We start from the raw sequence: 21,407 nt of genomic DNA on the forward strand, positions 1-21,407 counted from the left end.
ATATTCTCTTATGCCAATTGAATCAACAAAACGCTTCATCAAGCTCATGCCTCCAAATGGAGTTACTTTTTTATCGGAATACTCGATAGGAAGATTAACCATATGGGTGAAATGTAATAGGTTATAGAATACCTCTAAATTGAAGCTTTCTGTAGATTTTTCTATTCTCTATTGCATAAAGTAGGTTAAATTACCTTCTTTTTAAAAACGGGTGATTTTGTTTTACTTGTTTCCGGGGAAGTAGGTAGCAAGAAACGGGTATCACTTTTAGGAAGCATGACCATCGATTTCCTGGAAATCTGCTATTGGTTATTATTGCAATATTGAATCAGTTGAATGAGGCCTTTTTCCGTTTTTGTTCTAACCTTTTCTTTTTTGATGTATTGAGAGATGTCTGGTTTGAGCGACTTAATATTTTCGATCAGTACTTTAGCGTTTTTAAACGTTTTCGGATTACCTTGCTCCACCGCAAGTAAATACTGATCTTCCAGTCTGACAAAGCGGTCGGGCTGAGCGTCCGAGTAACCAATCGCTTTTTGGGCCTGTTGAAACTCGAGGTTATATTTTTTGTATAGTTTTAAATGTCCATCAACCAATAACTCCAGGATACCCCGATCGGTTTGACCCTCTTCCGTATATTCTATCAGTTCAAAGTAACGAGCTCCAAGGTTGAACTTGTATAAATGATCCGGACTGTCTATTTCCGTAATTTGATCCTGATTATTTTTAAATTCTATCTTGTCGGTGTATATATTGTACCTCAGAGGAACACTTTCATAGCTAATGCTGTCGTCGATAATAACTTCTCCGGGAACAAAATCGTCGGCTAAAAATGGAGAACCATCGACATTCTCATACATGAGATCGTTGCCTTTACTCCTGTTAAAAATCATATGATCCGATAAGCTATTTAGATCATCAATTATGAAGATTTGAGAAAATCCAATGTGATTGAAGACAAGACAGAATATAAACAGAATTACGATTCTCATATGTTATTACATCTCAGTAAGATGAAAGAATTAATGATATTGTAAAGCTACATTCCTTTGAGAAATATTGTTTTCAATTTTAGATATTAAGATTCAAAAAATGAATATTTGAATATCTTTTGTAGGTTTCCTGACCATTTTGATTCGTTGTTACGTACCTGAAACCGTGATCGCCGATAGATCTGCCTTTTTACCAAATCACACTTAGATAATAGAAATCAGATTTTCATTTGTCTAAACTTCAAAATCAAATGTCTGAAATTAAAATCGATCACGGGGAGAGTATTCTAAATTTACAATATTTGAAATGATCTGCTAGACAGGTGATTAAGATTGGCTTAGTTTGAAGAAAATCAAATATTGAGTTACATGTGTTTTAGTCACCATTTTTCTGAAAGAGAGAAAGTGTATAGCTCGTTTAGCATCATGTATAACTAACTGGATCATAAATAAATGAAAAACCTAGTTCTGACATTGGCAGCACTTGTCGTTTGCGAAATCGCATCTGCTCAGTTTGGCGGAATACAGCGTGTACCGCAAGCCGACTTTTCGACGATTGCCGGAGAAATTGTTCCTGGATTACTTTTAATAAAGCCTGATTTTTTTGAAAATAAAGATGATTGGCCGTTCTTATGGGGCGAAAACGAAGTTACAATAGGAGGCTCGGCTGAATATATTGTCCTGTCGAATGCAATTCTTGATCTTGTTAAAGAATAAGTTATACCGTTATGATAAATTGAAAAATGACAGCTTGTAAACACTACCTCATAATGGGCGGCATTGTGATATTATCAATACTGAATACCCAAGCCCAGAACCCAATTATTCGGGATCAGTTTTCTGCCGATCCTTCCGCACGGGTTTTCAACGGACGAGTTTATGTCTTTCCTTCACACGATATTCCTACGCCTGCCGAAAAGCCAGGTCGGAAAGATTGGTTTTGCATGGAAGACTATCATGTATTCTCATCAGAAAACCTGACGGATTGGAACGATCATGGTGTAATTGTAAGCCAGACCAGCGTGCCTTGGGTCGATTCTACTTCGTACAGTATGTGGGCGCCCGATTGCATTGAAAGAAATGGAAAATACTATTTCTATTTTCCGGCCAATACAAAAACAGTTGACCCTAACGGAAGAAGAGGCTTTGGTATTGGAGTGGCTGTTGCCGAAAAGCCCGAGGGGCCCTATATCCCGCAGCCCGAACCCATTAATGGTGTTCACGGTATCGACCCCAATGTTTTTATCGATAAAGACGGTCAGGCCTATTTGTATTGGTCGATGAGGGATATTTATGTTGCTAAATTGAATGAAAATATGTTGGAGATGGATTCTGAACCGGTGGCTATTCAGAACTTGCCAAGTGAGGGTTTAAAAGAAGGGCCCTATTTGTTTGAGCGCAACGGGATGTATTACCTCACATTTCCGCATGTGGAGAACAACATTGAACGTTTGGAATATGCCATTGGTGAAAGCCCAATGGGGCCTTTCAAAATGGCAGGTGTAATCATGGATGAGTCGCCGATGAACTGCTGGACCAATCATCACTCCGTGATCAACTATCAGGAACAATGGTATTTATTCTATCATCAGAACGAATATTCGCCTGAATTTGATAAAAACCGTTCAATTTGCATCGATAGTTTGTCGTTCAAAACTGATGGTACGATTCAAAAAATTATTCCGACACGGCGGGGAGTTGGTCAAACAAAAGCAAGTTCCAAAATTCAACTTGACCATTACAGTGAGAAGAGTGAAGGAGCGGCTATCGCTTTTCTGGATACAGCTGATATGTTTGCCGGATGGAAATCTATTCTTACTCAAAAAGGAGATTGGATGCAATACAACGCTGTTCAATTCACTGGCAAGGAAACATCGCTCAAACTAAAATACCGGGCAACAAATGGCGGACAAGTGCAATTGCGACTCGCCGGGATTCATGCAGGTTTTGTTGCTGATCTGGAACTTCAGTCCGGCGATGATTGGAAGGAAGTTGACTTAGACCTAATGCCTGTGTCCGCCGGCATCCATAATCCGGTATTACTTCTGGAAACTGATGATCCGGTAGAAATAGACTGGATTCAATTTGAAAACTAATTTGCATCAACCTAAAATAACCTAAGATGAAAAGAACGTATTTAATGGTGACCTTGTTGATAGTCCTATTTACAAGTCAAATTGCTTTGTCTCAAACGACTCAATCCTTAGTTGTTGAGGATTTTAAACCTTCGTCAGTAAATCAGCCGGGAAAGGAATACCCTCAGGTAAATTCCGAAGGTCGGGTTCGCGTCCAAATCGCGGCTCCTGATGCAAAGTATGTCCAGCTTGATATTGGCGGGGTAAAATACGATTTGAAGAAAGATGAAAACGGGCTTTGGACAGGAGAATCAGCCACCCAGGACGAAGGTTTTCATTATTACCAGTTGAATATTGACGGAGCATCGGTTCCCGATCCCGGAAGCCTTTATTTTTATGGCGCCAGCCGATGGGGAAGTGGTATCGAAATACCCGCCGCTGATCAGGAGTTTTATGCGTTGAAGAATGTTCCGCACGGACAGGTTCGTGAGCAAATTTATTTCTCAAAAACCACGAACGCGATGCGTCGCTGTTTTATTTACACTCCTCCCGGTTACGGTAACGATGCGTCAATGCGTTATCCGGTGTTGTACCTGCAGCATGGCGGTGGCGAAAATGAAACCGGTTGGTCCAATCAAGGTCATGCCAACCTGATTATGGATAACCTAATTGCTGAAGGGAAAGCAGTTCCTTTTATAATTGTAATGGATAACGGTGCCTGGACAATGCCGAAAGGGGAGCGCCCGGCTGCCGGGAACTGGCCACCGAAAGGTTGGGCTGATGGGTTTATGAATACTTTGCTCAATGATATTATCCCGATGGTTGATGCCAATTATCTGACGCTAGCCGACCCTGAATACCGCGCTATGGCCGGTCTTTCGATGGGAGGAATGCAAACGCGGGTGATAACGTTGGCTCACCCCGAAGAATTCTCGTATGTCGGTATGTTTAGTGGTGGTAGTATTAGCCCCGGAGATATTGAAAATGCGCCCGGTTTTAAAGAGAAAGTTAAACTGCTGTTCATTAGTTACGGTAGCAGAGAACTCGAAAATCGCCGGACTGGTTTCGGTGGCGATCCCAAAGAAAATACAGAAAAGCTCAAAGAGGCTGGGATGAACACTCATTTCTATGTGTCGCCACAAACGGCTCACGAATGGCAGTCCTGGAGACGAAGTTTGCACGAATTTGCTCCACTTATATTCAAAAACTAAAAAATGAACACCATGAAACTATTTTCATTAACCTTAGCTTTATGCATGGTCCTATCCGGCTCTTTGTGTTTTGCGCAAGCCGATGGAGCAATTGAAGAAGATTTTAAGCCTTCAACGCTAAACCAGCCGGGGAAGGAGTACCCGATGGTAAACTCGCAGGGGTATGCACGATTCCGTGTTGAGGCTCCTGAAGCACAAAGTGTAAGTGTCAGCCTTGGTCTTGGTGGAAGAGGTGGAACGACCCTTACAAAGAATGAAGAAGGCGTTTGGATGGGAACGACCGAAGGCCCTATGGACGAAGGTTTTCATTATTACCATTTAACCATCGATGGTGGTGTTTTTAACGATCCGGGAGCTTTGAATTTTTATGGTTCAACACGTTGGGAAAGCGGCATTGAAATTCCTGCACACGATCAGGATTTTTATGCGCTTAAGGATGTTCTGCATGGGAATGTCCAGCAGGTGCTGTTTCCCTCAAAAAGTACCGGAACTTCGCGCCGTGCGTTTGTTTACACACCTCCGGGTTACGGAAAGGATCAAACGAAACGTTATCCGGTGCTGTATTTGCAACATGGCTGGGGCGAGGACGAAACAGCCTGGAGCAACCAGGGACATGCGAACCTGATTATGGACAATCTGATCGCTGAAGGAAAGATCAAGCCTTTCATTATTGTGATGACCTACGGAATGACCAATGAGGTTCGATGGGGACATATGAACGAATTCAAAATTGAAAATTTCCAAACCGTGTTGGTTGATGAGCTCATTCCTTATATTGATACGAATTTCAGCACAATTGCCGATCAATCTCACCGCGCAATGGCGGGGCTTTCAATGGGAGGCATGGAAACAAAAACAATTACGCTTAATAAACCTGAAGTATTTTCATATTACGCACTGCTCAGTGGTGGTATATACAGCCCTGAGGATGTGAAAGATCACGCGAAACTAAAGCTCATTTTCCTAAGCTGCGGAAGTAAAGAACGTCCTGATGGGGTAAAAAAAGCTGTTGACACGTTAAAAGAGGCTGGGTTTAATGCCGTTTCCTATGTGTCAGAGGGTACCGCACACGAATTTCTGACCTGGCGACGCAGCTTGCTTGAGTTGGCTCCTCTGCTGTTTAAAGATTAGCCGTTAAACGATTTTTTACGAACCCGAAGGAACAGCTCACCGGTGGTTAACCTGGCGCATAGATTTGCATCAATATAGCCAGTTGTTATTTTAAGTGAGGTGAATTGATAAGTTTATCTTGGGAAAATCGACAAAAACCAAAATAGATGAAAATAAAACTAATACTCGTTTTTTGCCTGTTAGTTTCAGTAAACTCATGGGCGCAACAATACCCTTTCCAAAACCCGAATCTGAGTTCAGAGGAGCGGGCAAAAGATTTGATTTCGAGGTTGACTTTGGAAGAAAAAGCCACCCTAATGTGCGATCAATCTGACGCTATTCCACGATTGGGTATTCGAAAATTCAACTGGTGGAGTGAGGCCTTGCACGGATATGCCAATAACGATAATGTAACGGTTTTCCCGGAACCCATCGGGATGGCCGCGTCATTTAACGATGAGCTGTTGTACCGGATATACGACGCGGTCTCAGATGAAGCCCGTGCCAAATACCACGAGTGGCTGAATATGGGAAATGAAAATAAACGTTTTCTCAGCCTTTCAGTTTGGACGCCTAACGTGAACATTTTCCGTGATCCACGCTGGGGCCGCGGTCAGGAAACCTATGGAGAAGACCCTTACCTGACTTCGCGCATGGGAGTTTCTGTCGTTAAAGGGCTGCAAGGTCCGAAAGATGCCAAATACCGCAAGTTACTTGCTTGCGCCAAACATTATGCGGTTCACTCGGGGCCCGAATGGAGCCGGCATGAACTCAACCTGAACAATGTTGACCCACGCGAATTGTACGAGACTTACCTCCCTTCTTTTAAGGCGCTGGTTCAGGATGCCGATGTTCGTCAGGTGATGTGCGCATACCAACGGCTGGACGATGAGCCTTGCTGTGGAAATACCCGCTTGCTACAACGGATTCTTCGAGATGAATGGGGGTTCCAATACCTGGTTGTGTCTGATTGCGGCGCCATTACCGACTTTTTTACCACGCACAATGTTTCATCTGATGCTGTACACGCAGCTTCGAAAGCAGTATTGGCCGGTACTGATGTGGAGTGCGTTTGGGAAAATTACCCGTTCAAAGATTTGCCTGACGCTGTTGAGCGAGGTTTGATAAAAGAAGAGGACATCAACAAAAGTTTGATGCGGGTGTTGACCGGCCGCTTCGATCTCGGTGATTTAGACCCCGATTCGATAGTCCCTTGGGCGCAAATTCCGAGTTCGGTCTTAAACAACGAAGAACACCGCCAGCTGGCCTTGGATATGGCTCGCGAAACAATGACATTGCTTCAGAATAAAGGTGATGTATTGCCTTTGTCAAAATCGGTAAAAAAAATCGCTGTAATCGGGCCAAATGCCGACGACAAACCCATGTTGTGGGGAAACTACAATGGAACCCCGAATCACACAGTATCAATTCTGGATGGAATCAAGACCAAGATTTCGGAGAAGAAAATTTTATACGATAAAGGTTGCGATTTAGTAGAAGACAAAGTCACCCAAAGTTATTTCGACCAATGCTCGTTCGCTGGCAAGCCTGGTTTTAAAGCTACTTACTGGAATAACCCGGATCGTGAAGGTGAGGTTGTTGCCACGCAACAAATTACCAATCCCATAAAAATGACCACAGCCGGTCAGCACGAATTTGCATCGGGCGTTAAACTCGAAGGTTTTTCTGCGATTTACGAGGCTGAGTTTATTCCCAAAATAACCGAAGAAATCATATTCAAGGGTGGCGCTACAGGCTATTTCGAATTACAGGTAAACGGTGATACCATTAAACGGTACAACAACTGGCGTACCTTATCATCCCGAATGCCATTCAAGGTTGAAGCCGGCAAAAAATATAAGATTGAAATCCGTTATAACCAGTCCAATAATTGGCAGGCCAACATCGAATTCGACTTTGGAAAAGAAGTGGATGTTGATTATACCGATTTGGTGAATAAGCTCAAAGGTATTGATGTGGTGGTATTCGTCGGCGGACTTTCCGGTAAACTGGAAGGAGAAGAAATGCCTGTTTCGTATCCCGGTTTTAAAGGCGGAGACCGTACCAATATTGAGCTGCCTTTGGTTCAGCGCAATTGTCTGAAAGCACTGAAGGATGCCGGTAAAACGGTGGTTTATGTGAACTGTTCGGGGTCGGCTATTGCTTTAACGCCTGAAACAGAAAGTTGCGATGCCATCCTTCAGGCATGGTATGCCGGCGAATCGGGTGGACAAGCTGTTGCCGATGTGCTGTTTGGCGATTATAACCCGGCCGGAAAACTACCTGTCACTTTTTACCGAAATTCGGATAAACTGGGTGATTTTGAAGATTATTCGATGAAAGGGCGTACCTACCGTTATACAACCGATTACCTGTTTCCGTTTGGTTTTGGCTTAAGTTACACAAGCTTCGATATCGGTGAGGCAACACTGAGCAAAGCTTCGGTTAAAACCGATGAATCTGTTCAATTAACGATTCCGGTTACGAACTCGGGTAAACGGGATGGAGTTGAAATAGTGCAGGTATATGTCCGAAAAGTAAACGACCTCGAAGGGCCTATGAAGACGTTGAAAGGTTTTAAACGGGTTGAACTGGCGAAAGGTAAAGCACAACAGGTAGCCATCAACCTTCCGTTTTCGTCGTTTGAATTTTACGACTGGACGCAGCGTAAGATGGCTGTAACACCCGGCGAGTACGAAGTGTTATATGGCACCAGCTCTGACAATAAAGATTTGAAATCCGTTAAAGTAACCATACTGTAAAATAAAAACGATGAAAAGTATTACGTTTTTAATTGTAGCAGCAATTTTGTTTTTGAGCGCCTCCTGCTCTAACCCAAAACCAGGACAGGTAAAGGTTGAAGGCGGATGGATCCAGGGAATAGTTACAGATAGCATGCAGGTTTTTAAAGGGGTACCTTTTGCAGCCCCGCCTGTTGGCGACTTGCGTTGGAAAGCTCCGCAACCGGTTGGGAAATGGGACGGGATTAAACAAACGACTGAATATGCCACTGCTCCCATTCAGGGTGGAAATCCTCCGTCGGGTAAAAGCGAAGACTGCCTGTACCTGAATGTTTGGACACCGGCCAAATCAGACAAAGAAAAACTACCGGTATTGGTTTGGATTTACGGAGGTGGGTTCACTTTTGGATCAACTTCCGAGCCGGGATACGATGGCGAAAAACTGGCTAAAAAAGGGGTGGTACTGGTTAGTATTGCCTACCGCGTTGGTCAGTTAGGATTTCTTGCTCACCCGGATTTGACTGCCGAAAGTCTCGATCATGTTTCCGGAAACTACGGTGTGCTCGACCAGATTGCCGGATTGCGGTGGATCAAGGACAATATTGCCCAATTTGGCGGCGACCCCGATAAAGTAACTATTTTCGGGGAATCAGCAGGTGGAATTTCGGTAAGCATGTTGTGTGCCTCGCCACTAGCCAAAGGATTATTCCAAGGGGCAATCTCAGAAAGCGGCGGTTCTTTTGGCCCAACGCGCCCGACAACTTACCCCGGTGAAAATATGAAGACCTTAAAGCAGGCAGAAGCTGAGGGGGTTGAATATGTCAAAAGCTACGGTGCTTTATCGATTGCCGAACTGCGTAAGATGGATGCAGAAAGTTTTATCCCGGCCGGGTGGACGATGCCTGGTGGATGGCCGATTGTTGATGGATACGTGATTCCGGATGATCAATACAAATTGTATCAAGCCGGAAAGTATAATGATGTTCCGGTTCTTATTGGTTACAATTCGGACGAAGGGGCAAGTTTTTCACCGGGAAGAACACCGGAGGAATATGTCTCGGGTGTAAAGGCTCGTTACGGTAAATTTGCCGATGCGTTGATAGAAGCTTATCCGGTAGGAGAGAACTCGGTACCAAAAACCGCACGCGACTTGGCTCGCGATGCCGCTTTTGGGTGGCAAACATGGAGTTGGGCCCGCCTTCAATCCCAAACAGGAAATTCGAAGGTGTACTATTATTATTTCGATCAACACCCTGATTTTCCGGAAGATTCGCCGCGCTATGGTTATGGATCTCCTCACGGACAGGACGTCGGTTATGTGTTTATGAACTTCAATCCGAATGATCCCAACACAACTCAATCTGATTTGGCACTTTCAGAAACGATGGGAACTTACTGGACAAACTTTGCCAAATATGGAAATCCAAACGGCGAAGGAGTACCCGAATGGCCTGCTTTTAGTGATGAAAATCCCAAAGTAATGTATTTAGGGCCAACACCTCAGGTCGGTCCGGTTCCCAGTGAAAATTCGTTGAAAGTTCTTGATGAGTATTTTCAGTGGAGGAGAACTCCGGAGGGAGAGGCCTGGGCAAAATAGCAGAACAGAAAGAAACAAAACTTTGTAAATATTTAAGGATGGACAGAATCGGAAATCTTATTTTAGTTGTTTTACTGGCATTTGCATTGCCAATTTGTGGTTATACACAAAACCCGATCATTCAAACAAATTATACTGCCGATCCGGCGCCAATGATGTATAATGATACCGTTTATCTTTATACAAGCCATGATGAAGATGAAACCGTGAACAACTTTTTCACCATGTACGATTGGCGTTGCTATTCGTCGAAAGATATGGTAAACTGGACTGATCACGGTGCGGTGGCTTCACTCAAAAGCTTCAACTGGATGAATAAAACCAACGGCGCCTGGGCGCCGCAGTGCATCGGGCGGAATGGCAAGTTCTACCTGTATGTGCCCATCCATGGCGAAGGAATTGCAGTGTTGGTTGCTGATTCTCCAACCGGCCCGTTCCGTGACCCGATTGGGAAGCGACTGGTTGACAGCGACCATATTTGGCAGGATATCGATCCGACAGTTGCAATTGACGATAACGGCCAGGCGTATTTGTATTGGGGAAACCCCGGTTTGTGGTATGTAAAGTTGAACGAGGATATGATTTCGTACGATAAAACTGTTGGCGATAATGGAGTCGTTTCAATTGAAATGACTGCCGAGGCCTTTGGCTCGAAAGCGGGCCGCGACGGCAGACCGGGAACCACTTACACCGAAGGCCCTTGGTTTTACAAGCACAACAACTTGTATTACATGGTGTACGCTTCCGAAGGTATTCCTGAGTATATTTCATATTCCATTTCCAATTCGCCCGAAGGCCCTTGGGTGTACAAAGGCCACATCATGAAACGGGCCGATCATCTGGCTTTTACAAACCACGCCGGAATCATCGATTTCAACGGGAGTTCATACCTCTTTTATCACGATCAGGACTTGTCGAAGGGCCAGGGATTTAAACGTTCGGTAAGTGTGGAGCAGTTTACCTACAATGCCGATGGCAGCATTCCGCTCATCACTCCAACCAAAGAAGGTGTAACGCAAAGTGTTGGCAATTTAAATCCTTTTACACGAGTTGAAGCCGAAACCATTGCGTGGAGCGAAGGTTTGAAAACTGCGGACAACAGTCAGGAAGGCGTTTATGTCACGCAAATTGAAAATGGCGACTATCTGACGGTTCGCAGTGTCGATTTTGGGAAAGGCGCCAAAACATTCGAGGCCAGTGTGGCTTCGGCAACGCAAGGCGGCCAAATTGAAATTCGGATTGATGGTAAGGATGGGAGGGTATTAGGAATTTTAGAAGTCGACAATACCGGAGGAGCACAAGCTTGGAAAAGGCTGTCGTGCAAGGTCTCAGATATAGAAGGTGTACACGATGTGTATTTCGTTTTCAAAGGCGATAAGGATCTGTTCAACTTCGACTGGTGGCAATTTTCAAAATAGAAACTTGATAGGCTAAAATAGAAATGAGAAAAGAAGCAAAATATTTCAAAGTTGTTATCTTATTGGTTGTTTTTGAATTGTTTGCAGTCGGTTTAGCTTCGTCCCAAACGGTATGGCTCGACGAACTTGACCTGAGTACAGTAACCCAAGGGTACGGGATTCCTTCAAAAAATAAATCGCTTGATGGGAATACGATGTCCATTGCCGGTAAAACCTATAATCGTGGCTTCGGTACACATGCAGAGAGCCTTCTGACCATTTTGCTTAATGGAAAAGCAACCGAATTTAAGGCCGAAGTTGGTATTGATGACGAAGTGAAAGGCCAACGTCCCGCGGCTGAGTTTATCGTGAATGGCGATGGCAAGCAACTGTGGTCGAGTGGAGTGATGCGTTTGGGAGATGAAGCCAAATCGTGTTCTGTGCCGCTTTCTGGTATAAAGAAACTTCAGTTGGTGGTAACCGATGGCGGTAATGGTAATTACTATGACCATGTGAACTGGGCTGATGCCAGGATTGAAGCAAAAGGCGTAAAAACTTTCGCCACTTACAACCCGGTAGCAAGCGAACCGTATATTCTCACCCCTCCGCCTGCTGCCGAACCAAGAATCAACAGTGCGGGTGTCTTTGGTGTCCGCCCCGGGTCGCCTTTCGAATTTCGTGTTTCCGCAACCGGAGACCGGCCCATGATTTTTTCAGCTTCCGGATTGCCCGATGGGTTAACTATTGATCCGAAAAGCGGTGCAATAACCGGAAAACTTTGCGAGGCCGGGACATTTGAAGTTACGCTGGGCGCCGGGAATGCAAAAGGTAAGGCACAAAAGAAATTACGTATTGAATGTGGAGACCGGATTGCACTTACCCCACCGATGGGATGGAACAGCTGGAACTGTTTCGCCGGTGAGGTTTCGGCCGAAAAGATAAAACGCGCCGCCGAGGCGATGGTGAAAAGCGGCTTGGTTAATCACGGCTGGACTTACATCAATATCGACGACTTCTGGCAAAATCATCGCGATTCCAATGACCCTTCATTACGCGGTAAGTTGCGCGACGAGAATGGTAAAATAATACCCAATTCCCGGTTTGGGGATATGAAAGAGCTTGCTGATTATGTGCATAGCCTTGGGCTAAAAGTTGGCCTCTACTCCAGTCCTGGTCCCTGGTCTTGCGGCGGCTGCGTGGGTAGTTACGGTTATGAAAAACAGGATGCGGAGAGTTACGCCGAGTGGGGATTCGACTATTTGAAATACGATTGGTGTAGTTATGGCGGCGTAATTAATGGTATGCCGGATAACGATCCTTATCAAGTTCCTTCCCTTTCATACCAGGGGGGCGACGAACTTGAGGTGGCTATGAAACCTTTTGAAATCATGGGTAAATATCTTCGTCAACAACCAAGGGATATTTATTATAGTTTGTGTCAGTACGGCATGTCCGATGTATGGAAGTGGGGCGACTCCGTTCAGGGTAATAGTTGGCGAACAACAAATGATATTACAGATACCTGGGCGAGTGTTCGGGAGATCGCTCTTGCTCAGGATCAAACCGCAGCCTGGGCTAAACCTGGTAATTGGAATGATCCGGACATGCTTGTAATTGGACATGTCGGTTGGGGGAATCCCCATCCCAGTAAGCTTAGGCCTGATGAGCAATATCTTCATATGAGCCTTTGGAGTTTATTTACCGCTCCACTTCTTATTGGTTGCGATATGGAGAAACTCGATGACTTTACCTTGAACCTGTTAACAAACGATGAGGTGATTGCAGTAAATCAGGATCCGCTTGGTAAACAGGCTGCTTGTGTGTATACAATTGGGGAATTGCGTATTTATACAAAGGCGCTTGAAGATGGGAGTTATGCCGTTGGTTTTTGTAACTTTGGAATCGATATCGCCGAAATTTCATTTAGCGAATTTGATAAACTGGGTATTCAAGGGGTACAAAGTGTACGTGATATTTGGAGACAGAAGGATATTGCCAACATCAATACCCAAAAGGATGCATTGCCACTTGAAGTTCCTGTGCATGGCGTGTTGCTCTATAAATTCACTCCCGAAAATTAAAAATCCGATGCAAAATGAAACTAGTCTATTTATTCGTAATTTGTCTTTTTATTGCTTCCTGCCAGGAGCCGGCTATCAAAAGTTATAAGCAGACAAAAGAAGGAATAGTCGTTAACACAGAGGATGGGACACTAGGTATTTATCCATTAGCCGATAATGCTGTGAGGATCAAATTCCTGAAAGACACCCTGGGAAGTTTGCCTGAATTAATATTTCCCACAGAAATTCCGGCGCCGGTCTTTGAAGTGGATGAAAACTCGTCGGCCATTGAAGTAAAAGTGAAAAACCTCCGGGTTATTATCGATAAGAAAACCGGGAATATCTCTTATGCTGATCCATCGGGAAAAATCTTCCTGAGCGAGAAGGCCGGGAGCCGAACGCTAACAGTAGATTCGATAATGGGCGAAAAATGCTACAAGGTGCAGCAAACTTTCGATTCGCCGGAAGACGAGTCTTTATTTGGCCTGGGGCAGTTTCAGGACGGGAATTATAACCTGAAAGGAATTAGCCGCCGGTTAACGCAGGTTAACTCACAAATTGCCTTGCCTTTCATTTATTCGAGCAAAGGTTATGGTTTGCTTTGGCACCAATACGGACTGACCGACTTTAATCCGGCTGATAATTTCATTCTTTTAAATAAAGAAGAACAGGCAGAAGGTAACGAAGAAATAGTTGAAGTTACAACAACGGCCGGTACGCAACGGGTTGCTCGTAACCAGTCACTTTATACGGGTGTTTTTAATGCGCCGCAAGATGGTGAATACGCTGTTTTTCTTGACTTGGGAGATATGGGGAACCGTCATTTTGTAACCATCGACGGAAAGGCCATCTTTGATCAGACAAACATGTGGTTGCCGCCAACAGCGGGAACTTTGGTTCAACTAACTGCCGGGGAACACCAAATCCAGTTGATTTGCAAGTCGGATAATCAACCTAAATTGTCGTGGAAGCTTAAAGACAATACGACAACATTCCGTTCGCCCGTTGCAAAAATGCTCGATTATGTCGTATTCTACGGGCCATCAGCCGATGATGTCATCGCATCGTACCGGAATCTTTCCGGAAATGCTCCGATGTTTCCGCTGTGGGCCTATGGTTTTTGGCAATGCCGCGAACGTTATTCGTCGGGCAAGCAATTGGTCGAAACGGTGAAAGAATTCCGGAGACGGGAGTTGCCTTTGGATGTGATTGTTCAGGATTGGCAGTATTGGGGTAGCAGAGGCTGGGGTGTTCCTCAGTTCGACGAGACTAACTACCCTGCCCCTTCGAAATTCATAAGTGAGCTTCATAATCTGGGCGCTCATTTCAATATTTCAATCTGGTCGAACCCTGATAAGGACTCGGAGATTGGTAAAGAGTATGTCGAAAAAGGCCGTTTTATCCCAGGCACTAAATGGCTCGACTATTTCAATCCTGCAACCCGCCGGGAATACTGGAATACCTTAAAAGTGAATATGTTTGATAATGGCGTGGACTCGTGGTGGATGGATGCTGTTGAACCCGAAAATGATGCTCTGGAAGGAGAGATGACCTATGCGGGCATTGGTGATTTTTACCGCTTAACCTACCCGTACTTTGTTAGCAAGGCAGTTTATGAAGGGCAGCGGAAAACCAGTTCCGATAAGCGGGTTTGTATTCTTACCCGTTCTGCTTTTCCCGGTCAGCAGCGTTACGGCATCATCAACTGGTCGGGCGATATTGGTGGTGATTGGGATACTTATAAACGCCAGATCGTTGCCGGATTAAACTACACCATCACTGGTTTTCCATATTGGACAACCGACATCGGCGGATTTTTCCGTCCGGGACCTTCACAATATACCGATGAAAAAAACCAAGAGCTGTTAACCCGATGGTTTCAGTGGGGTGTCTTCAACCCTATTTTTCGGGTTCATGGATACATGAGCGAAACTGAACCCTGGAAATATGGCGAAACGGTTGAGGAGAACATGCGCAAAATGATGAATTTGCGTTATCAACTCATCCCTTATATTTATTCAGAAGCATGGCAGGTCACAAAAAATGGTTCAACAATGATGCGCCCGCTGGTGATGGACTACCGGGAAGATGCCGATGCTGTTGGCCAAGCCTATGAATACCTATTCGGAAAATCGTTGCTGGTGGCACCAGTTACTGAAGCCGGAGTAACCGAAACGGACGTTTATTTGCCTAGAGGCGGCAAGTGGTATGATTTCTGGACCGGGAAAGAGTTTGATGGCGGGCAAACGGTTAAAACTGCTGCTCCGCTGGATAAAATCCCTTTGTTTATAAAAGCCGGAAGCATTATTCCTGTAGGACCGAAGGTGCAGTATGCCACCGAGAAAAAATGGGATAAGCTCGAAATCCGCATCTACGAAGGCGCCGATGGCGAGTTTACGCTTTACGAAGACGAAAGCGATAATTACAACTATGAAAAAGGGGCCTATTCGACCATCCGTTTTAGCTGGGACAATGCCAATAAAACGCTGGAAATTGGAGATCGGGAAGGCGTGTTTGAGGGAATGCTTAACGAGCGCAATTTTGCCGTCAGTCTCAACGGGCAAAGTCAGATGGTTGCGTACGAAGGCGAAAAGGTTGTCGTCCGGTTTTAGCAGTCCGTGAACTGTCATAACCGGGAGTAGATTCTCTTTTGACAATATTATTTGGCTGTAAGATATGCCGTCAGGGATTTAAATTCCCTGGCGGCATATTTTTTTAGGATCAAAAGGAAATGTTTGGCAATAACGTTTTCAGCCAGTATTCGGTTAGCAGATAATGATTGGGTCGATTCGCTGCTGGTTGATGTTGTTGACGGGGGCGCTAAAATGAAACGTCCTTGCCCTGTTTTACCTAAAACTAAAGATTGTATGTCTAATATTGAAAAAACAGGTTCCTAAATGGCTGTAATTTTACTCTTAAATCTAATTGAACACCTATGAAACTTCTGAGATTGATTTTTCTGTTTACCACGATATTGCCGTTCGTTTGTTCAGGGCAATCTGCTGTTTTACCTGTACCTGCAGGATTTGATATTCTACAGGAGAATATCCCTCACGGGAAAATTGATACAATCGTTTATCATTCCAAAACCGTTGGCTCAGATCGGCGAGCCTTGGTTTATACTCCTCCAGGTTATTCGCCGGATAATAAATATCCGGTACTGTACTTATTTCACGGCATTGGTGGTGACGAAAAAGAATGGTTCAACCAGGGAAAACCACAGCTTATTCTCGATAATTTATATGCCGAAAATAAGGTAGAACCCATGTTGGTGGTGTTGCCCAACGGGCGCGCGATGAAAGATGATCGGGCTACCGGAAATATTATGGCGCCCGATAAGGTTGAAGCCTTTGCTACTTTTGAGCAGGATTTGTTGAACGACCTGATTCCGTATATCGAAAAAGATTACCCTGTTCTCACGAACCGGGAAAACAGGGCTCTTGCAGGTTTGTCGATGGGAGGCGGACAATCGTTGAACTTCGGATTAGGAAACCTGGATACTTTTGCATGGGTAGGTGGATTCTCGTCGGCACCGAACACCAAAGCCCCGGAAGAGTTGGTGCCGGATCCCGAACTGGCAAAAAAACAATTAAAACTGCTTTGGGTTTCGTGTGGCGACAACGACGGTTTAATTGGTTTTAGTCAACGAACACATGATTACCTGGAAGCCCACAACGTTCCTCATATTTACCAGGTTATTCCGGGCGGTTATCACGACTTTAAAGTGTGGAAACAAAATCTGTATCAATTCTCTCAATTACTTTTTAAGCCGGTTGATTAATCCATCTTCAACCGCTACAACGAGTTAGGGAGAAGGGCAGGGGCCAATATGGACTCGGAGTAAAAAAGAAATATATGTAATTATCAATCATAGTTCAAAAATGAAACAAAATCACTTCAGATTAAATCTGGTAAAAAATCAATCAGTAGTTCTTCTTAGTGTTTTCATGGCTTTGTTTTCTTATACCGGAGTAAACGGTATCGACAAAGCGAAAGAGAAAATTGAAAATGCCCCGGTATTTTCAAACTTTGTCTATCAGGGCAATGATCAGGTTTATAAGGATAATCCCCTGAAAGCAGATGAGTTTTATAATCCAATACTGCAGGGCTGCTATCCCGACCCCGCGATTTGCAGAAAAGGAGACGATTATTATCTGGTATGTTCTTCATTTGCTTTGTTTCCGGGGGTGCCAATATTTCATTCAAAAGATTTAGTAAACTGGACAGACTTAGGAGGTGTGCTGAATAATGAATCTGAATTTGATCTTCATGATTGTGGCATAAGCGCCGGAGTATATGCTCCCGGAATCACTTATAATCCACACAACGATACTTTCTACATGATTGTAACCGCATTTTCAGGTGGTCTCGGAAATATCATCGTAAAAACAAAGGATCCGAAACAAGGTTGGGGCTCACCCATTAAACTCGACTTTGGAGGTATTGATCCTTCGATCTTCTTTGACGACGATGGAAAGGGGTACATTGTTCACAATGATGCTCCGGATAGAGGAAAAGAACGCTATAATGGACACCGTGTTATCAAAGTTTGGGAATACGATGTGGAAAATGATAATGTAATTCCCGGCACCGACAAGATTATTGTGGATGGTGGTGTCGACCTGTCCAAAAAGCCAATTTGGATTGAAGCTCCGCATTTGTACAAAAAAGATGGTAAGTATTACCTGATGTGTGCTGAAGGCGGTACCGGAGGCTGGCACAGTGAAGTGATTTTCATCGGTGACAGTCCGAAAGGTCCGTTTACGCCAGCGCCAAGCAATCCAATCCTTACGCAGAGATATTTTGAAAAAGACCGGAAAAATAAAGTGGACTGGGCTGGACATGCCGATTTGGTAGAGGGCCCGGACGGCAAATACTACGGTGTATTTCTTGCAATCCGTCCAAACAACAAAAACCGAGTCAATATTGGACGGGAAACATTTATTCTGCCAGTTGACTGGTCCGGAACGTTCCCGTTATTTGAGAACGGGCTTCTCCCGATTGAGCCAAAATTGAAAATGCCTGAAGGAGTGCAGAATAAAACCGGACAAGATGGCTTCTTCCCGAATGGTAACTTCACGTTTGCTGATGATTTTACGTCAGAAAAGCTTGATTACCGTTGGGTTGGCTTGCGTGGACCACGCGAAGAGTTTATTGAAACAACCAAAAATGGATTGAGAATTACACCATTTGAGACTAATGTAAAGGAACTCAAGCCAACTTCAACGCTCTTTTTCCGTCAGCAACATAGTAATTTCTCTTACGCTGCAACAATGGATTATAAGCCCGAGTCGGAGAACGACCTGGCTGGTATTGTGTGTCTCCAAAATGAGAACTCAAATTATGTATTCGGAATCACTAAAAAAGGAGATGATTACTACCTGTTGTTGGAAAAAAATCAGAAATTGAGAAGAAGTCAACCAGCGGAATCAACGGTTGTTGCCAGTACAAAAATAGATCTTAAAAATCCGATCCGTCTGAAAGTAGAAGCGGAAGGTGACGATTATAAATTTAGCTATTCAACAAACGAAACTGAGTTTGAGAATCTGGGCGGCACTGTTTCCGGTGATATTCTTTCAACTGATGTGGCCGGAGGCTTTACCGGTTGTTTATTGGGCCTGTACGCAACTTCGGCGAACGATGCCCATCCGGAGGATTAATAATTAAACCAAACCAAACAATGAGAAAGAAAATATTCAGTCAATTAATCGTCGTTGCAGCCTTGCTGTTTATGACGGCTCCGAGTTATTCGCAAGATCCGAATTTCTACATCTTTCTATGCCTCGGACAATCGAACATGGAAGGTAACGCCCGAATTGAAACGCGGGATACTGTTGGAGTTGATCCTCGTTTTCAGGTATTGTCGGCAGTCGACTGTCCCGATCTGAACCGGGAAAAGGGACAATGGTACACAGCGGTGCCGCCTCTTTGCCGGTGCAACACAGGGCTTACTCCTGCTGATTATTTTGGCCGTACCCTGGTTGAAAATCTTCCTGAAAATGTGCGTATTGGTGTAATTAATGTGGCTATTGGCGGCTGTAAAATTGAGCTGTTCGATAAAGAAAATTATCCATCGTATGTGGAAACAGCTCCGGATTGGATGATTCCGATGATTGATGCTTACGACGGAAACCCCTACGGTCGGTTGGTCGAAATGGCGAAAGTAGCACAGAAAGCAGGCGTTATCAAAGGAATTTTACTGCATCAGGGAGAGTCGAATACCGGCGATAAAGAGTGGCCTGCAAAAGTGAAAAAGGTTTACGAGAACCTGATGGCTGATCTCAATCTTAATCCAGACTCGGTACCATTGATTGCCGGCGAAACGGTGAATGCCGATCAGGGAGGGGCATGTGCCAGTATGAATACGGTTATTGCCACTTTGCCTGATACCTTGCCAAACTCCTATGTCGTTTCATCAAAGGGCTTAGCCTGTGCGCCGGATAAACTTCATTTTGTTGCTGCTGCATACCGTGAATTAGGAAGCCGTTACGCTGAAAAGATGTTACCTCTATTGGGATATCCAATCTCGGAGGGGGAATAGGGATGTGACAGAATCTGCTTAAGGGAGATCCAGTCTCGTTTAAGCCCTTTTTCAAATTAAATAAATCATGAACGTATTTCAGCCTAAATTATAGCGATGAAAAAAATCCGAATAAGCACAGGTTTTCTTTTGCTACTGTTCAGTTTCCAAATGTTACAAGCGCAACAGAAAAAGGCAACAAACCCGGTCATTTATGCCGACGTTCCCGATATGTCGATTATTCGGGAAGGAGATACCTATTACATGAGCAGCACAACGATGCACATGAACCCCGGAGTGCCCATCATGAAATCGAAAGATTTGGTAAATTGGGAATTGGTAAACTACGCATACGATACACTTGCCGACATTGATGCGACAAATCTGAACAACCATCAAAACGAATACGGGCGGGGCTCCTGGGCTAGTTGCCTCCGGTTTCAAAACGGAACCTATTACCTTTCAACGTTTTCGGGTACAACGCACAAAAGCTACATGTATACCACGAAAGATATTGAAAAAGGTCCCTGGAAATTAACCACGATTGATGCACCTAACCACGATCATACGATTTACTTCGATGACGATGGAAAGATCTATATTATTTGGGGAAATAACCGGTTGATGATTGCACAAATGAAAGATGATCTGTCGGGAGCGATCGAGGGAACTCAGCGAGTTTTGATCGAAAATGCCAGTGCTCCGGCAGGTGATAATATTATGCTTGGTGCTGAAGGTTCCCAACTGTTCAAGGTAAACGGCAAGTATTATTTATTCAACATTTGTTGGCCCAGAAACGGCATGCGAACTGTAGTTGTTCATCGGGCTGATGAAATTACAGGTCCTTATGAAGGACGTGTGTCCCTTCAGGATAAAGGTGTTGCTCAAGGCGGCTTAATTGATACTCCGGATGGACGGTGGTTTGCCTACTTATTCCAGGATCACGGCGCAGTTGGCCGGATTCCGCATCTGGTACCTGTAACGTGGGAAGATGGTTGGCCGGTGCTGGGTATTGACGGAAAAGTACCTGATACATTAGATTTACCGGCAAGCAAGGGTCTCATTCCCGGGATTGTTCATTCGGATGAATTTACGCGCAAGAAAAAAGATGCCGATCTGCCGCTTGCCTGGCAATGGAACCACAATCCTGTAAACGAGTATTGGTCTGTACATGACCGTAAAGGGTACCTCCGTCTAACCACCAGTCGTGTTGACGACAACTTTTTGGAGGCCAGAAATACCCTAACACAACGGACAATTGGCCCGGAATGCTCCGGTTCTACCTCAGTAGATGTGTCGAATATGAAAGAAGGTGATTTTGCCGGATTGGCCTTACTCCAAAAAAAGTATGGTTTGGTCGGAGTGAAGTATGACGATGGAGGAAAGTCAGTTGTGATGGTCAGTGCACAATCCGGCGAACCAGAGGTCATGAAAAGTATTCCTTTATCTCAGGATGTTGTCTGGTTTAAAGCGGATTGTGATTTTAAAGACCGGAAGGATCTGGCCAAATTTTACTTCAGTTTGGATGGTAAGTCCTGGACCGAGATTGGTTCGCAACTGAAAATGGAGTACACCCTGCCTCATTTTGTCGGCTACCGCTTCGGCCTGTTTAATTATGCAAGCAGGCAAGCCGGCGGGTTTGTCGATTTCGATTTCATTCATATCAGCGACCATCTCTCCGAATAACTCGTTTAATGGAAGTTG

The 21,407-nt window shown here is 44.5% G+C and carries 14 protein-coding genes; 13 read left to right on the forward strand and 1 reads right to left on the reverse strand.

The features are described 5' to 3' along the window. Positions 1-302: 302 nt before the first annotated feature. The gene (locus ABZD21_RS16305) at positions 303-893 is read right to left on the reverse strand and encodes a hypothetical protein (RefSeq protein WP_372776160.1); all 591 of its coding nucleotides are present in this window, start codon (positions 891-893) and stop codon (positions 303-305) included. Between the two features lie 552 nt (positions 894-1,445). On the opposite strand from ABZD21_RS16305, the gene ABZD21_RS16310 reads away from it, so the two are divergent. The 13 genes from ABZD21_RS16310 (at position 1,446) to ABZD21_RS16370 (ending at position 21,389) form a co-directional block, all read left to right on the forward strand. Then, positions 1,446-1,709 (forward strand): hypothetical protein, encoded by a 264-nt coding sequence (locus ABZD21_RS16310; RefSeq protein WP_372776161.1) that lies wholly within the window; start codon positions 1,446-1,448, stop codon positions 1,707-1,709. A gap of 26 nt (positions 1,710-1,735) precedes the next feature. Next, positions 1,736-3,088: a family 43 glycosylhydrolase gene (locus ABZD21_RS16315; RefSeq protein ID WP_372776162.1), complete on the forward strand. Its 1,353-nt coding sequence runs from the start codon at positions 1,736-1,738 to the stop codon at positions 3,086-3,088. Positions 3,089-3,114: 26 nt separating this feature from the next. After that, positions 3,115-4,278: an alpha/beta hydrolase gene (locus tag ABZD21_RS16320; protein WP_372776163.1), complete on the forward strand. Its 1,164-nt coding sequence runs from the start codon at positions 3,115-3,117 to the stop codon at positions 4,276-4,278. Positions 4,279-4,290: 12 nt separating this feature from the next. Then, entirely contained in the window at positions 4,291-5,409 is a 1,119-nt protein-coding gene (locus ABZD21_RS16325) for an alpha/beta hydrolase-fold protein (protein WP_372776164.1), read from the forward strand. Between the two features lie 146 nt (positions 5,410-5,555). Further along, complete coding sequence (xyl3A, locus tag ABZD21_RS16330) at positions 5,556-8,150, forward strand: xylan 1,4-beta-xylosidase (RefSeq protein ID WP_372776165.1); 2,595 nt, start codon at positions 5,556-5,558, stop codon at positions 8,148-8,150. A gap of 10 nt (positions 8,151-8,160) precedes the next feature. Next, on the forward strand, positions 8,161-9,726 hold the full coding sequence (locus ABZD21_RS16335; protein ID WP_372776166.1) for a carboxylesterase/lipase family protein: 1,566 nt from the start codon (positions 8,161-8,163) through the stop codon (positions 9,724-9,726). Between the two features lie 38 nt (positions 9,727-9,764). After that, positions 9,765-11,144, forward strand: coding sequence for a glycoside hydrolase family 43 protein (locus ABZD21_RS16340; RefSeq protein ID WP_372776167.1), 1,380 nt, complete (start codon positions 9,765-9,767; stop codon positions 11,142-11,144). Between the two features lie 23 nt (positions 11,145-11,167). After that, positions 11,168-13,204, forward strand: a complete 2,037-nt coding sequence (locus tag ABZD21_RS16345) for an NPCBM/NEW2 domain-containing protein (protein ID WP_372776168.1) — start codon at positions 11,168-11,170, stop codon at positions 13,202-13,204. Positions 13,205-13,218: 14 nt separating this feature from the next. Beyond that, positions 13,219-15,795, forward strand: a complete 2,577-nt coding sequence (locus ABZD21_RS16350; RefSeq protein WP_372776169.1) for a TIM-barrel domain-containing protein — start codon at positions 13,219-13,221, stop codon at positions 15,793-15,795. A 323-nt stretch (positions 15,796-16,118) separates the two neighbouring features. Then, positions 16,119-16,964, forward strand: a complete 846-nt coding sequence (locus ABZD21_RS16355) for an alpha/beta hydrolase (RefSeq protein WP_372776170.1) — start codon at positions 16,119-16,121, stop codon at positions 16,962-16,964. Between the two features lie 100 nt (positions 16,965-17,064). Then, a complete protein-coding gene (locus tag ABZD21_RS16360) occupies positions 17,065-18,843 on the forward strand; it encodes a glycoside hydrolase family 43 protein (protein ID WP_372776171.1) in 1,779 nt (592 codons plus the stop codon). Positions 18,844-18,863: 20 nt separating this feature from the next. Beyond that, positions 18,864-19,724 carry a sialate O-acetylesterase gene (locus ABZD21_RS16365; protein WP_372776172.1) on the forward strand — a complete coding sequence of 287 codons (861 nt, stop codon included), beginning with the start codon at positions 18,864-18,866 and terminating at the stop codon, positions 19,722-19,724. A 96-nt stretch (positions 19,725-19,820) separates the two neighbouring features. Then, positions 19,821-21,389, forward strand: a complete 1,569-nt coding sequence (locus ABZD21_RS16370; RefSeq protein ID WP_372776173.1) for a glycoside hydrolase 43 family protein — start codon at positions 19,821-19,823, stop codon at positions 21,387-21,389. Positions 21,390-21,407 lie beyond the last annotated feature (18 nt).

The sequence above is a fragment of the Mangrovibacterium sp. genome (assembly GCF_041596335.1).
Classification (GTDB): Bacteria; Bacteroidota; Bacteroidia; order Bacteroidales; family Prolixibacteraceae; genus Mangrovibacterium.